We start from the raw sequence: 15271 nt of genomic DNA on the forward strand, positions 1-15271 counted from the left end.
GCGTCGCTTGAGCGACACGCGTGGCACGGATACGTCCCTGGCTGATACCGGGCTGGCGGGCTTCATGGCAAGATAACGGCCATCGCCTGTCAGTCCGGGCCGTGAACGCGCAGGCATTGCGCATGCGCGGCCCACGCCTTAAGGAGAAGGTTTTCGTGCTGCGTATCTGGGGTCGACTCTCATCGATCAACGTGCAGAAAGTGGTCTGGTGCGCGCGCGAGCTGCACCTGGATCACGAACGCATCGACATTGGCGTCAGCGAGGGCGACCTCGATACCGAGGCCTATGTCCGGCTCAACCCCGACCGCAGCATCCCGGTGATCGAGGATTTCCGCGGCACCGACGTGGGCGGCGAGCCCTTTGTGCTGTGGGAATCCAATGCCATCGTGCGCTACCTTTGCGCGCACGACGGCGAGGACACCCTGTGGCCCGGCAACGTCAAGGCGCGCGCGCTGGCCGACCGCTGGATGGACTGGCAAACCAACGCCTTCAGCCCGGCCATGGTCGACGCATTCCGCCACCTGGTGCGGCTGCCCGCCGAGCAGCGCGACCCCGACCTGACCGCCCGCTCCCTGGAGCGCACCGAACCGCTCGCGGCCCGGCTCGACGAAGCCCTGGCGCAGCGTGAATTCATCTGCGGCGACCGCTTCACCATGGCCGACATCCCGGTTGCCTGCGCCGCCCACCGCTGGCTGGGCCTGCCGGTCACACACCAGCCCCGCCCGCACCTTGAGCGCTGGGCAGCGGCCATGCGTGCACGGCCTGCCGCCCGCACCATCCTGACGCTGCCGCTGGTCTGAGCCGCGTCCTTATTTGCTGATTTACTGGCCTGCTGATTTACTGGCCGATTTATTTGCTGTTGCGCCCGCCCGACACCGCGGCAAGCAGCCCCAGCCCGATCAGCGCGCCGCCCGTCAGGTAGCGGCCCACGGCCTGCGCGCCCCTGGCGCGCGCGAGCAGGGGCAACAACGCCGCCGCGGCCAGCACATAGCAGCAATCGGTGGTGGCGGCGATCAGGACGAAGGTACCGCCCAGGGCCACGCTCTGCGGCAGCGCCGCGATGGCGGGGTCCATGAACTGCGGCAGGAAGGCAGCGAAGAACAATGTGGTCTTGGGGTTGAACAAGGCCACCACGAAGCCATCGCGAAACACCCGCCGCAGCCCGGCGCCGCCAGCAGCCGGGTCCGTCTGCGCAGCAGCGGCCGGTCGCGCGCGCMGCGCGCGCACCCCCAGGTAGACCAGGTAGGCCGCGCCGGCGTACTTCATCACGGCAAAGGCCAGCGACGACACCGCGAACAGCGCCGCCAGGCCCAGCGCGGCCGCCAGCACATTGACCAGGTTGCCCAGCACCACGGCCGTCACCGAAGCTAGGCCGGCAAGCCGGCCTAGCGACAGCGTGCGCGCGACGATGTAGATCACCGCCGGCCCCGGCGTCACCGCAAGCAACAGGCTGGACAGCAGGAAAGCGGCAAGCACGTGACCGCCGGGAAGGATGGGCAGCATGGCAATGCTCCTTCAGAAACAGGGAACGAGGAACAGGGAACGAGGAACGCCACCTTTCATGCCGGTCCGGTCGGCTTATCGGCAGCGCCAAGGCGCAAAAGGACGACCGGCACATTCTGCCACCACGGGCCTGGCCAGCATACATTTGCGTATCGAGTGGTTTGGAGTACTCTGCCAATAAGGCAGCGAGTGCGCCAACCTGCCCCCCAGGCAAACCCTGAGCCATGAATCCGGCTCACGATGACGGTGACCGGATTTAGGGCAGCGCGGCAGGAACCCATCCTTAGAATCCGGAGTTTGCTGGTCRCTCGGTTGGCAGGTTGGCAATGCGCGCCCGGACAAGAAGACGACACGGCAGCCTGGGCCTAATACGCCTAATACAAAAGACAAAAGCAACCTGTCGCCCCAACCCGAGGAGGACTCATCGTGTGGACTCAAGTCTATGACCCGCTAGGCAGCCTGGCATTGTCCACGCTGGCAGCAGGGATTCCCGTCGCCGTACTGCTGGCGGCGCTAGCCTTCTTTCATTTGCAGGCCCACTTGGCCGCGGGGCTGGCGCTGGTGGTCGGCGTGGTCATTGCCTCCGCGGTGTTCGGCATGCCCGCCGCGATGGCCGGCAAGGCCGCCGGCCTGGGCATTGCTTCGGGGCTGTTCCCGATCGGCTGGATCGTGCTGAACATCATCTTCCTGCACCGGCTGACCACCATCAACGGCTCCTTCAAGGTGCTGCAGAACTCGATCTCCGGCATCACCGAAGACCGCCGCCTGCAACTGCTGCTGGTGGCCTTCAGCTTCGGCGCTTTCTTCGAAGGCGCCGCCGGCTTCGGCACGCCGGTGGCGGTCACCGGCGCCATCCTGATCGGCCTTGGCTTTTCGCCACTGGCGGCATCCGGCCTGGCGCTGATCGCCAATACCGCGCCGGTGGCCTACGGCGCGCTGGGCGCGCCGCTGATCGGTCTATCCGCGGTGACGGGACTGGACCTGCTGCATCTCTCGGCCATGGTCGGCCGCCAGTTGCCCTTCTTCTCGGTGCTCGTGCCGTTCTGGCTGATCTGGGCCTTTGCCGGCTTCCGCGGCATGCTGGCGATCTGGCCGGCGATCCTGGTGGCCGGCGTCACCTTTGCCGTGCCGCAGTTCCTGGTGTCGAACTTCCACGGCCCCTGGCTGGTGGACGTGATTGCCGCGCTGGTGTCGATGGGCAGCCTGACGCTGTTCCTGAAGGTCTGGAAGCCCAAGGAAATCTGGACTTCCACGCGCATCCTCGGCCGCAGGGACGACTCCAAGGTCGACGACCCCGAAGCGGTGGCCGCCGAAGCCCGCGCCAGCGCCGCCTCCACCGGCATCTCGGTGGTCAAGGCCTGGATGCCCTGGGTGATCCTGACCGTGTTCGTCTTCGTCTGGGGCGTGCCGGAATTCAAGAAGCTGATGGACGGCCTGTGGCAATGGAAATTCCCCATCCCCGGCCTCGACAAAGCCGTGTTCAAGGTGCCGCCGGTGGTGCCCAAAGCCACAGCCGAAGGCGCGGTCTTCACCTTCAACGTGCTGTCGATGGCCGGCACCGGCATCCTGGTCTCCGGCATTCTCGGCGGCCTGCTGATGGGCTACTCCGTGCCGCGCCTCGTCAAGGAATACTGGGAGACCATCAAGCTGGTGAAGTATTCATTGCTGACCATCTGCGCGATGTTCGGCGTGGGCTACCTGACCCGTTACTCGGGCCTGGATGCCACGCTGGGCCTGGCCTTTGCCCACACCGGCGTGCTCTACCCGCTGTTTGGCACCATGCTGGGCTGGCTGGGCGTGGCGCTGACCGGGTCCGACACTGCCTCCAACGTGCTCTTTGGCGGCCTGCAGAAAACCACGGCCGAGCAGCTGGGCCTATCGCCGATCCTGATGGCCTCGGCCAACAGCTCGGGCGGCGTGATGGGCAAGATGATCGATGCGCAGTCCATCGTGGTAGCGTCCACCGCCACCAAGTGGTACGGGCACGAAGGCGAGATCCTGCGCTATGTGTTTTTCCACTCGATCGCGCTGGCGATCTTGGTGGGGCTGTTCATTACGCTGCAGGCTTATGTGCATCCGTTCACGCAGATGGTGATTCACTGAGCTGGCGCGCCGCGCGCCCATGACGAACCCCCGCCCCTTGCAGGCGGGGGTTTTCTTTACGGCGATGGCGATGACGATGACGATGACCACGGCCCTCAGGCCACCAACCGGTAAGCCAGCCGCGCCGCAGCCCGAGCGCCGCAGGTGTCGCGGTCATAGAGCGGATTGAACTCCGCCAGGTCCGCCACGCGCAGCTTGCCGCTGGCGCGCACCAGCGCCACCACCTCCTCCACCACGGGCAGGGGCACGCCATAAGGGGCGGGCGCCGAGACCGCCGGCATCACTGCCGCCGGCAGCACGTCGAGGTCGATCGTGAGGTAGACGTGATCGACCGCATCCATCAGCCCCTGCAATTCGGCAAGCCGCGCGTCCAGGTGGCGCTCCTGCATCTGCACGTCCTCAACGTAGTGCACGCCAAGCGCCTGGGCACGCGCGAACAGCGCTGCGGTGTTGCCAAGACGGCTGACGCCCAGGCAGGCGTACTCGAAGCGCTCGCCGCGCTCGCGGCAAGCTTGCGCGATCTGGTCGAACGGCGTGCCCGAACTGCCGGGACGGCCGGTGCGCAGGTCGAAGTGCGCATCGAGGTTGATCACCAGCACGCGGCCGTGGTCGCCACGCGCATCGAGATGCGCGCGCAGGCCCTGCCAGGTGCCCCAGGCGATCTCATGGCCACCGCCGAGCACCAGCGGGAATGCACCCTGCGCCAGTTCGGCCGCGACCGCTTTTGCCAACGCTTGCTGCGCGGTCTCGAGATCGCCATCGTGGCAGACGACGTCACCCGCATCGTGGAACGCTTCCAGGCCATGGGCCGGGATGCCGGCCAGCGCGCGGCGGATCTCGCGCGGGCCACCGGCCGCGCCGGGACGGCCCTGGTTGCGCAGCACGCCAGCGTCGCAGCAAAAGCCCAGCAGCACGGGGGCGCCGGGCACGCGCTCGGCGCCTTGCGCGCGCACGACATTGAACAGCCGGCGCGTGTCGCCCAGCTCGCCCGCATCGCTGCGGCCGTGCCAGATGCTGCCCGGCGCTGCGGCCTTTGGATCCCGTTCGCTCATGACAGGCGGCGGCCCAGGGTTTCCGGCACCATCGCCAGGCCGATCAGCGAGATCAGGCCGCAGCCGATCACGTAGAACGCGGGCGCGTTGGGATTGGCGGTGAGATGGATCAGCTCGGTCGAGAAGAACTGCGCGAAACCACCGAAGATGGCAATCGCCACGCAGTAGGCAATCGACAGGCCGGTGGCGCGCATGCGCTGCGGCAGCACCTCGCTGACCAGCACCATCGACGCGGGCGAAGTCATCGACATCGGCACCGAGAGGCAACCCACCACCAGCAGCAGGCGCGTCAGGCCGGGCTCGGCGTTGATCAGCACGAAAGCGGGATAGATCATCAGCAGCAAGGCCACGCGCGACCACAGCACCACCGGGCGCCGGCCCACCCGGTCGCTCAGCCAGCCGGCGAACGGCGACAGCACGACCTGCACGGCAGCGGCCACGCAAGCGGCCCAGATGCCCAGCGACAGCGGCATATGCAGCTGGCTAACGGCATAGTTGCTCAGGTAGTACACCACGATATAGGTCGACGAAGCCACGCCGATCATCAACAGGATGCTGGCCACCAGCGCACGCCCGTGCTCACGCAGCAGCTGCAGCGTGGAACCGTGCTCCGACTCGCCAGCGGCCGGCGCCGTCTCTTCCAGGCGGCGGCGAATCACCAGGCCCACCGGGATCACCAGGATGCCGATCACGAAGGCCAGGCGCCAGCCCCATGCCTCCAGTGCTTGCTGCTCCAGCACATTGCTGAGCAGCAAGCCAACCAGCGCGCCGAACAGCGCTGCCAGGCCCTGGCTGAACGGCTGCCAGCTGGTATAGAAGCCGCGCGAGCGGTCGTCGGCATATTCCAGCAGCAGTGCCGTGGAGGCACCCATCTCCCCGCCGATGGCAAAGCCCTGCACCAGGCGCGCGAGCAGGATCATGATCGGCGCGAGCATGCCGATCTGCGCATACGTCGGCGTCACCACGAAGATCACCGAGCTCAGGCCCATCAGCCAGAGCGTCAGCGCCACCGCCGGCTTGCGCCCGACACGGTCGGCATACATGCCGATCAGCAGGCCGCCCAGCGGGCGCATCAGGAAGCCCACGCCGAAGGTGGCGAAGGACAACAGCAACTGCCCGGTGGGATCGGAGACCGGGAAATACAGGCGGCCGATCAGCGTCGCGAAGAAGCTGTAGACCACGAAGTCGTAGAACTCCAGGCCGTTGCCAACGGTGATGGCCGCGATGGACTTGAACCTGGACAGCGGCCGGGCCGTGGCGGCATGCTGGGCCGCTATGCCGGGAATGGTGTTGTCAATGGACATGATGAAACTCCGAAGCAAGAAAATCCTGGCCGCCCGCAAGCGGGCGGTGAGCGCAACCCAGAGAGGGTGTTGTTCGCGCCACTACGGCAGCGCGCGGGGTTGGCGTGCGCTGCCGGTTACCCTGGCCTCCGGCTAGACGGATGCCAGGCAACGCGGACCATGCCCAGGCATGGTCCGCGCATGTCTCAGTCCGCCGCAAGGGAGGAAGCAGGCGCACCCTCCTGCCCGCGCGGGCGTCCCCAGCACCACCACGCCACCACCAGCAGCAGCAGCCACACCGCGCCTACCAGCAGCGCCGCGCGGGTCTGCGGGAACCAGCCGAGCACGCCGAAGATGAACAGCATGAAGGCGATGGCCGCGAGCGGCGCTACCGGCCAGAACGGCACGGGGAACTTCAGCGCCGCCACCTCGGCGCGGCTCATGCGCCTGCGCAAGGCGACCTGCGACAGCAAGATCATCAGCCACACCCAGACCGTGGCAAAGGTGGCGATGGAAGCGATCAGCGTGAACACGTCCTCGGGCATCACGTAGTTGAGCACCACGCCGGCCAGCAAGGCGAAGGCCATCACCACCACCGTCATCCAGGGCACGCCCTTGCGCGATACGCTGGCGAAGATGCGTGGCGCCTGCCGTTGCACCGCCATGCCGTACAGCATGCGGCCAGCGCCGAAGATGTCGCTATTGATGGCGGATACCGCGGCGGAGATGACCACGACATTGAGCAACGCGGCGGCCGAGCCAATGCCCAGCCGGCTGAAGATCTGCACAAAGGGGCTGCCCTCGCTGCCGATGCGGTGCCAAGGATAGAGAGACATCAGCACCGCCAGCGTCAGCACATAGAACAGCAGGATGCGCAGGGGCACCGCGTTGATCGCACGCGGAATCACGCGCTCCGGGTCGCGCGCCTCGCCGGCCGTGATGCCGATGATCTCGATGCCGCCAAAGGCGAACATCACCACGGCGAACGAGGCGATCACGCCAGCAATGCCGTTGGGCATGAAGCCGCCGTGCGCCCAGAGGTTGTGGATGCCGGTGGCAACGCCGCCGTCGGCCATGCCAAAACCGAACAGCATGATGGCAACGCCGCCGCCGATCATCGCGGCGATGGCGCCGACCTTCAGCAGCGAAAGCCAGAACTCCAGCTCACCGAACACCTTGACGCTGAGCAGGTTGAGGCCGCCGATCAGGAACACGATGCCGAGCACCCAGATCCAGCGCGGCACGTCCGGGAACCAGAAGCCCATGTAAATACCGAAGGCGGTCACGTCCGCCAGGCAAACGACGATCATCTCGAAGGCATAGGTCCAGCCAAGCAGGAAACCCGCCAGTGGCCCCAGGCCGGTGCTGGCGTACTGGCCGAACGAACCCGCCACCGGATTGCGCACCGCCATCTCGCCCAGCGCGCGCATCACCATGTAGACCGCGGCACCACCGATCACGTAGGCCAGCAGCACCGCCGGTCCCGCGGCCTGGATGGCCGAGGCCGAGCCGTAGAAAAGTCCCGTGCCGATGGCCGATCCGAGCGCCATGAAGCGGATATGACGGGCGCTGAGGCCGCGCTGCAGGCCTTGCGACTGCTCTTGCATCTATTTGTCTCCGAATCATTATTCTGTCTTCTGTCTTCTGTCGCGCCCGGGGCGGGGCCTGCTGCGTGGCAGGCGTCCCGCCGCCGGGCGTCATGCCCCAGCCTCAGAGGCTGGGCAGCAACCGCGCGGGCAGCAGCGCGTTCAGGGTGCCGGCCGCCAGCAAGCGGCTCGCCGTCTCGATGTCCGGCGCGAAGAAGCGGTCCTTCTCGTAGTAGGGCACTTCGGCGCGCAGCTGGCTGCGTGCCTGTTCGAGCTTGGGCGAACTCTTCAGGCCTTCGCGGAAGTCCAGGCCCTGGCAGGCGCCCAGCCACTCCACGGCAAGGATGCCGCGCACGTTCTCGGCCATCGCCCACAGGCGCTTGCCGGCATTCGGCGCCATCGACACGTGGTCCTCCTGGTTGGCGGAGGTCGGCAGGCTGTCGACGCTGTGCGGATGGGCCAGCGCCTTGTTGTCGCTGGCCAGCGCCGCGGCGGTGACCTGGGCGATCATGAAGCCGGAGTTGACGCCGCCGTTCGCTACCAGGAAAGGCGGCAGCTGCGACATGTGCCGGTCCATCATCAGCGAGATACGGCGCTCGGACAGCGAGCCGATCTCGGCGATGGCCAGCGCCAGGTTGTCGGCGGCCATCGCCACCGGTTCGGCGTGGAAGTTGCCACCCGAGATCACGTCGCCTTCGGCGGCAAACACCAAGGGATTGTCCGAGACCGCGTTGGCCTCCACTTCCAGGACCTCGGCGGCCTGCCGCAATTGCGTCAGGCAGGCGCCCATCACCTGCGGCTGGCAGCGCAGCGAGTACGGATCCTGCACCTTGTCGCACTGCGCATGCGAACGCGCCAGCTCGCTGGTATCGGTCAGCAGGCCGCGATAGGTGGCAGCCGCATCGATCTGGCCGCGCTGGCCGCGCACCGCGTGAATGCGCGCGTCGAAAGGCGCGCGCGAGCCGAGCATGGCCTCGACGCTGAGGCTGCCGCATACCGTGGCCGCGGCAAACAGATCCTCGGCCTCGAACAGGCCGCGCAGCGCGTAAGCGGTGGATACCTGGGTGCCGTTGAGCAGGGCCAGGCCTTCCTTGGCGGCCAGGGTCAGCGGCTCCAGGCCGGCGCGGGCCAGCGCCTGGCGCGCCGGCAGCCATTCGCCCTGGTAGCGGGCACGGCTTTCACCCAGCAGCACCAGCGACATATGCGCCAGTGGCGCCAGGTCGCCAGAGGCGCCCACCGAGCCCTTGAGCGGGATATGCGGATAGACCTCGGCGTTGACCAGGGCGATCAGCGCGTCGATCACCTTGCGGCGGATGCCGGAGAAGCCGCGCGCCAGGCTATTGATCTTTAGCAGCATGATCAGCCGCACCATGGCGTCGTCGAGCGGTTCGCCCACGCCGGCGGCGTGCGACAACACCAGCGAGCGCTGCAGGTTCTCCAGGTCCTCGCGGGCGATGCGGGTCTGCGCCAGCAGGCCGAAGCCGGTATTGATGCCGTAGGCGGTCCGGCCTTCGGCAACGATGTTCTCGACGCAGGCCACGCTGGCGGCGATGGCCTCGGCGGCCCCGGCGTCCAGGCTCACGCGCAGCGGCTGCAGATAGGCCTGGCGCAGCTGCGCCAGGGTCAGTTGACCAGGTTTCAGGTTCAGCGCGTTCACGTTCAGGCTTCCTTTTTGCTGTTGAGCATCGGCAGGTTCAGGCCCTGCTCTTGTGCACATTCGATGGCGATGTCGTAGCCGGCATCCGCATGGCGCATCACGCCGGTGGCGGGATCGTTGTGCAGCACGCGGGCGATGCGCGCGGCCGCCTCGTCGGTGCCGTCGCACACGATCACCACGCCCGAATGCTGCGAGAAGCCCATGCCCACGCCGCCGCCATGATGCAGCGAGACCCAGGTCGCGCCGCTGGCGGTGTTGAGCAGCGCGTTGAGCAGCGGCCAGTCGGACACGGCGTCGGAGCCGTCCTGCATGCTTTCGGTTTCACGGTTGGGGCTGGCGACCGAGCCGGAGTCGAGGTGGTCGCGGCCGATCACCACCGGCGCCGACAACTCGCCACTACGCACCATCTCGTTGAACGCCAGGCCAAGCTTGGCGCGCAGGCCAAGGCCAACCCAGCAGATGCGCGCCGGCAGGCCCTGGAAGCTGATGCGCTCGCGCGCCATGTCCAGCCAGCGGTGCAGGTGCGCATCGTCGGGGATCAGCGCCTTGACCTTGGCGTCGGTCTTGTAGATGTCCTGCGGATCGCCGGACAGCGCGGCCCAGCGGAACGGGCCGACACCGCGGCAGAACAGCGGCCGGATGTARGCCGGSACGAAGCCGGGGAAATCGAAGGCATTGTCCACGCCCTCTTCCTTGGCCATCTGGCGGATGTTGTTGCCGTAGTCGAACGTGGGCACGCCCATCTTCTGGAAGTCCAGCATGGCCTGCACATGCAGCGCCATCGATTGCTTGGCGGCCTTGACCACACGAGCCGGCTCCGTCTGCGCGCGGTCGCGGTACTGGCCCCAGGTCCAACCCACCGGCAGGTAGCCGTTGAGCGGATCGTGCGCACTGGTCTGGTCGGTGACCATGTCCGGACGCACGCCGCGGCGCACCAGTTCGGGCAGCACTTCGGCGGCGTTGGCGCACAGCGCGATGGAAACGGCGCGGCCTTCGGCAGTGTATTTGGCGATGCGCGCCAGCGCGTCGTCGAGGTCGGTGGCCTGTTCGTCGACATAGCGGGTGCGCAGGCGGAAATCGATGCTGGCCTGCTGGCACTCGATGTTCAGCGAGCAGGCGCCGGCCAGCGTGGCGGCCAGCGGCTGCGCGCCGCCCATGCCGCCCAGCCCGGCGGTCAACACCCAGCGGCCCTTGAGGTTGCCGTTGTAATGCTGGCGCCCGGCTTCGACGAAGGTCTCGTAGGTGCCCTGCACGATGCCCTGGCTGCCGATATAGATCCAGCTACCGGCGGTCATCTGACCGTACATGGCCAGGCCCTTGGCATCGAGCTCGTTGAAGTGTTCCCAGGTGGCCCAGTGCGGCACCAGGTTGGAATTGGCGATCAGCACGCGCGGCGCGTTGCTATGGGTCTTGAACACGCCGACCGGCTTGCCGGACTGCACCAGCAGGGTCTCATCGTCGTTCAGCGTCTTGAGCGTCTCGACGATCTTGTCGTAGCACGCCCAGTTGCGCGCGGCGCGGCCGATGCCGCCGTACACCACCAGCTCCTTGGGGTTCTCCGCCACTTCCGGGTCGAGGTTGTTCATCAACATGCGCAGCGGCGCTTCGGTCTGCCAGCTCTTGGCGTTCAGTTGGTTGCCGCGCGGGGCGCGGATCTCTACATCGCGAAAGCGGTCGGTGTTGCTCACGGGAACTCCTTGGGTCAATAAGGCCGGCTCGAACCGGTCTGTTCAGCCATGCTAGGTATGTATAGTGTTGTATAGACAAGCAAGGATAAATTGGGGTATTCCCGGAGACAAACCACAGGTATGGATGGAAAAGTGCGCTTATGATTGCTTAAATGATGAGAACGACGGAAAGTGCTCGCCGCTCCGAGCACGCGGTCCAGCACCGCGACATGGACGCTCCGCTGCCCCGACTGCCGCGGGTACGGATAGCGGCGATGTGCAAGCGCGGTATCATGCTCCTGATCCGCCGCATGCCCATGGCATCGATACCACCCTGGCGAGCACGCCTGCGCCCCGGACCAAGCGGTCACCGCGGAACACCCCTGGACTCCCATGCTGATGCGTTTCCTGGAACGGCTGATTGACCCGTTCCGCGCCCTCCCCGACACCCAGCCGCCCGGCCAGATCTGGCGCTTCTACGCCTATTTCCTGCGGGAGGTGTGGCCGGTCTTTGCGCTGCTGCTGGGCGTGGGGCTGGCTGGCGCGCTGATCGAAGTCTCGCTGTTCGGTTTTCTCGGCCGCCTGGTCGACCTGGCGCAAGCAACGCCGCCCGCCGACTTCTTCGCGCGCCACCGCGCCGAGCTGGTGTGGATGGCGGTGGTGGCGCTGCTGCTGCGCCCGTTCTTCAACGGCCTGCACGACATCCTCGTGCACCAGGTCATCAACCCGAGCCTGGGCAACCTGGTGCGCTGGCAGAACCACCGCTACGTCCTCAAGCAGAGCCTGTCGTTTTTCCAGAACGACTTTGCCGGGCGCATTGCGCAGCGCATCATGCAGACCGGCTTCTCGCTGCGCGATTCAGCGGTGCAGGCCGTGGATGCCATCTGGCATGTGCTGATCTACGCGGCCAGCTCCCTCTACCTGTTCGCGCAAGCCGACTGGCGCCTGATGATTCCCCTCGTGGCGTGGATCGCATGCTACGTGGCCGCCATGCTGTACTTCACGCCACGCGTGAAGGCGCGCTCGGTTGCCGCCACCGGCGCGCGCTCGCGGCTGATGGGGCGCATCGTCGACGGCTATACCAATATCACCACGCTCAAGCTGTTCGCCCACACGCGCCATGAAGAGGACTACGCGCGCGAAGCCATGGCCGACCTGACCGACAAGGCACGCCTGTCCGGGCGCATGGTCAGCGCGATGGATTTCACCGTGACCTCGCTCAATGGCCTGCTGATCGCCGGCACCACCGGGCTGGCGCTGTGGCTATGGAGCCAGGGCCATATCAGCGTCGGCGCGATTGCGCTGTCGAGCGGGCTGGTGATCCGCATTGTCAGCATGTCGGGCTGGATCATGTGGGTGATCAGCGGCATCTTCGAGAACATCGGCCAGGTGCAGGATGGCCTGCAGACCATCTCCGTGCCGCGCACGGTCGGCGACCGCGACAACGCGCAGGCGCTGCGCGTCACGCGCGGCGAAGTGCGCTTCGAAGGCGTGGGCTTTCACTACGGCAAGGGCTCGGGCGTGATCGAGAACATCGACCTGATCGTGCGCCCGGGCGAGAAGATCGGCCTGGTCGGCCCCTCCGGCGCCGGCAAGTCGACGCTGGTCAACCTGCTGCTACGGCTGTACGACGTGGAGCAAGGACGCATCCTGATCGACGGCCAGGACATCGCCGGCGTCACGCAGGAAAGCCTGCGCGCGCAGATCGGCATGGTGACACAGGATACGTCGCTGCTGCACCGCTCGATCCGCGACAACCTGCGCTACGGCCGCCCCGGCGCCAGCGAGGCCGAGCTGCTCACTGCGGCCAACGACGCCCATGCCGGCGAGTTCATTCCACGCTTGCGCGATGCGCATGGGGCTACGGGGCTGGATGCGCAGGTGGGCGAGCGCGGCGTGAAGCTGTCGGGCGGCCAGCGCCAGCGCATTGCCGTGGCACGGGTGCTGCTGAAGAACGCACCGATCCTGATCCTGGATGAAGCCACCTCGGCGCTGGACTCCGAAGTGGAAGCCGCCATCCAGGAGAACCTGGAGACGCTGATGCAGGGCAAGACGGTGATCGCCATCGCACATCGCCTGTCCACCATTGCGCGGATGGACCGGCTGGTGGTGCTGGAGGACGGGCGGATCGCCGAAAGCGGCACGCATGCGGAGTTGCTGGCGCGTGGGGGGCTTTATGCGCGGTTGTGGGCGCATCAGACTGGGGGGTTTGTGGGGGTGGAGTAGAGCGGGTTGGTTGGGGGCTCGGCGTTGGCGGTTGTGGTTTTTGGGGCCAAGAGCCTCCATGCTCGGTCTTTCGCTGCTTCTTTTTACGGCGTTGGTTTTTGGGCCCAAGGGCCATACGACATCCCCCTGCGGGGGCTGCCGGTCACTTTTCTTTGGCCGGCAAAGAAAACTAACGAAAAGAAAGCCGCCCTGCCGGGAGCAGAGCAGTTAGGCTGTTCAGCCTCGGTGGTTCCGTCGTACGGCCCGGAGTGTTGGCCGGCGAATCCTACCGGCCCGAAGGACATCGCAACTGCATGACCTATGGGTTACGTCGTGCGGCCCCTGACCTCGTATGCGGTGACCATTCCCACATCTGCCGTTCGCGGGGTGAAGTGCTGCGCCGTTTCGGGTGTGGCTGGTTTCGTGGTTTTGTCTCGGAGGGCAAGCACCGTGAGATGCGGGCGCGGCCCTCGCGGACGGGCCACGGTGCCCACCACGAAACCAGAGGGGGCGATAGCAAGGTGCCGCCCGCGCCGGTACGGCAGGGCATCAAATACCCCGGTGCCAGCCGCCAGAGACAAAACCACGAAACCACCAAAGCAGGCAGGATCGTGGCGCTCCGCACCGCGAACGGCAGATGGTCGAACGCTCACCGAGCAAAGCGATGAGGGGCGCTACGACGTGACCATTGGGTCATGCAATAGCGATGTCCTTCGGGCCGGTTGGACACGCCAACCAACACTCCGGGCCGTACGACGCAACCACTGCCCCACATGAGCCTGATTGCTCTGCTCCCGGCAGGGCGGCTTTCTTTTCGTTAGTTTTCTTTGCCGGTCAAAGAAAAGTGACCGGCAGCCCCCGCAGGGGGATGTCGTACGGCCCTTGGGTCCAAAAACCATCGCCGCTCAAAAAAACAGCGAAAGACCCGAGCATGGAGGCTCTTGGCCCCAACAACCAACAACCACATCCTCAAACCAACCCCATTACCCCCGCCCCGGCCCCCAACCCCACCAGCACCAGCGGATGCACCTTCGTCTTCAGCATCAGCACGATAGTGACCACCGTCACCGCCACGGCGGTCCAGCGGTGATCCACGCTCGCGGCAAGGATCCAGCCGGTGGAAAACAGCAGGCCGATGGTCAACGTGGCCAGGCCGCGCCGGATCAGGCCGGGCCACCTTGCCTGCGGCGAGCGGCCGGCGAAATACTCGAAGCCGAGCGCGATCACGCTGGACGGCCCGCAGATGCCGATCATGCCGACGATGGCGCCGGCCAGACCCGCCACCTGCCAGCCGAACAAGGCAACGAACAGGATGTTCGGCCCTGGCGCGGCCTGCGAGATGGCGTACATGGCGGAGAACTGCGCGTCGCTCATCCAGGCGTTGGACTCCACCAGGAAGCGATGCATGTCGGGGATGGTGGTACTGGCTCCGCCGATGGCGAGGAACGACAGCATCAGGAAATGCGTGAGCAGGCTGGAAAGCACGTTCGGTGAACTCATTGCCGCGGCTCCCCGGGTACAGGCCGCATGGGCGGCACGGGATCGATGCCGTCATCGCTGGATGACATGAGCGGCATGGACGGCACCTCGATAGCAGCCGGCGCCTGCGCGCGCCGCGCAAGCTGCTCGCTGCGCCACTCCAGCACCAGCCCCATCGGCACCAGCACCGCCATCACCGGCACCAGCGGCCAGCGCAACAGCCCGATGCCGGCAAACGCCGCGCCGCCGATCATCAACCCGCGCGCGGTGCGCGGCTGGCTCTGCGCCAGCTTGAAGCCAGTCGACAGCACCAGGCCCGCCGACACCGCCGTCATGCCCGTGAGCATGCGCTGCACCGCCGCCACGTCGCGGTAGTGCTCGTACAGCAGCATCAGCGCCAGCACGCCCACCATCGGCACCATCACCAGCCCCGCAAAGGCCGCCAGCGCGCCGCGAAGCCCGGCAAAGCGCAAGCCCAGCATCAGCGCGAGGTTGATCACGTTGGGGCCGGGCAGCACCTGCCCGAGGCTGAGCAGTTCGACAAAATCGCGGTCGCCCAGCCAGCGGTTGCGCTCGACCACGGCGCGCCGCACGAAGGGCAGCACGCCGCCGAAGCCGGACAGCCCCATGCGGGCGAATTCGATAAACAGGCGCCGCGGCGTGGGTGGGGGTGCTAGCGCTACCATCAGATCGTCGCCGGCGGGAGAGGGAGTAACTGGCATCGCTTGTAACGGGA

10 protein-coding genes and 1 pseudogene are annotated in these 15271 nt (G+C 66.7%); 3 read left to right on the forward strand and 8 right to left on the reverse strand.

The window, feature by feature from the left end; translation table 11 throughout:
- Positions 1 to 155 precede the first annotated feature (155 nt).
- Positions 156 to 800, forward strand: a complete 645-nt coding sequence (locus AB4061_RS15070) for a glutathione S-transferase family protein (RefSeq protein WP_441635041.1) — start codon at positions 156 to 158, stop codon at positions 798 to 800.
- A gap of 49 nt (positions 801 to 849) precedes the next feature.
- On the opposite strand, the gene AB4061_RS15075 is transcribed toward AB4061_RS15070, so the two are convergent.
- Positions 850 to 1503 carry a LysE family translocator gene (locus AB4061_RS15075; RefSeq protein ID WP_441635043.1) on the reverse strand — a complete coding sequence of 218 codons (654 nt, stop codon included), beginning with the start codon at positions 1501 to 1503 and terminating at the stop codon, positions 850 to 852.
- Between the two features lie 426 nt (positions 1504 to 1929).
- Between AB4061_RS15075 and AB4061_RS15080 the strand changes: the two genes are divergently transcribed.
- A complete protein-coding gene (locus AB4061_RS15080) occupies positions 1930 to 3606 on the forward strand; it encodes an L-lactate permease (RefSeq protein WP_441635045.1) in 1677 nt (558 codons plus the stop codon).
- 95 nt (positions 3607 to 3701) lie between these two features.
- On the opposite strand, the gene hutG is transcribed toward AB4061_RS15080, so the two are convergent.
- From hutG to hutU, 5 genes are all read right to left on the reverse strand, one after another.
- Positions 3702 to 4658, reverse strand: a complete 957-nt coding sequence (hutG, locus tag AB4061_RS15085; protein ID WP_441635047.1) for a formimidoylglutamase — start codon at positions 4656 to 4658, stop codon at positions 3702 to 3704.
- Positions 4655 to 5962, reverse strand: a complete 1308-nt coding sequence (locus tag AB4061_RS15090; RefSeq protein WP_441635049.1) for an MFS transporter — start codon at positions 5960 to 5962, stop codon at positions 4655 to 4657. Before AB4061_RS15090 ends, hutG begins: the two co-directional genes overlap by 4 nt.
- 185 nt (positions 5963 to 6147) lie before the next feature.
- Positions 6148 to 7548, reverse strand: a complete 1401-nt coding sequence (locus AB4061_RS15095) for an amino acid permease (RefSeq protein WP_441635051.1) — start codon at positions 7546 to 7548, stop codon at positions 6148 to 6150.
- 103 nt (positions 7549 to 7651) lie between these two features.
- Positions 7652 to 9184 carry a histidine ammonia-lyase gene (hutH, locus tag AB4061_RS15100; RefSeq protein ID WP_441635053.1) on the reverse strand — a complete coding sequence of 511 codons (1533 nt, stop codon included), beginning with the start codon at positions 9182 to 9184 and terminating at the stop codon, positions 7652 to 7654.
- 2 nt (positions 9185 to 9186) lie between these two features.
- Positions 9187 to 10872 (reverse strand): urocanate hydratase, encoded by a 1686-nt coding sequence (gene hutU / locus AB4061_RS15105; RefSeq protein ID WP_441635055.1) that lies wholly within the window; start codon positions 10870 to 10872, stop codon positions 9187 to 9189.
- 372 nt (positions 10873 to 11244) lie between these two features.
- Between hutU and AB4061_RS15110 the strand changes: the two genes are divergently transcribed.
- Positions 11245 to 13077, forward strand: a complete 1833-nt coding sequence (locus AB4061_RS15110) for an ABC transporter ATP-binding protein (protein ID WP_441635057.1) — start codon at positions 11245 to 11247, stop codon at positions 13075 to 13077.
- A gap of 948 nt (positions 13078 to 14025) precedes the next feature.
- On the opposite strand, the gene AB4061_RS15115 is transcribed toward AB4061_RS15110, so the two are convergent.
- Both AB4061_RS15115 and AB4061_RS15120 read right to left on the reverse strand, forming a co-directional pair.
- Positions 14026 to 14556, reverse strand: coding sequence for a chromate transporter (locus AB4061_RS15115; RefSeq protein WP_441635059.1), 531 nt, complete (start codon positions 14554 to 14556; stop codon positions 14026 to 14028).
- Positions 14557 to 14684: 128 nt separating this feature from the next.
- Positions 14685 to 15257, reverse strand: a pseudogene (locus tag AB4061_RS15120) (chromate transporter); the annotation flags it as partial.
- Positions 15258 to 15271: the final 14 nt, after the last annotated feature.

Source organism: Cupriavidus sp. YAF13, assembly GCF_052113425.1.
Lineage (GTDB): Bacteria > Pseudomonadota > Gammaproteobacteria > Burkholderiales > Burkholderiaceae > Cupriavidus.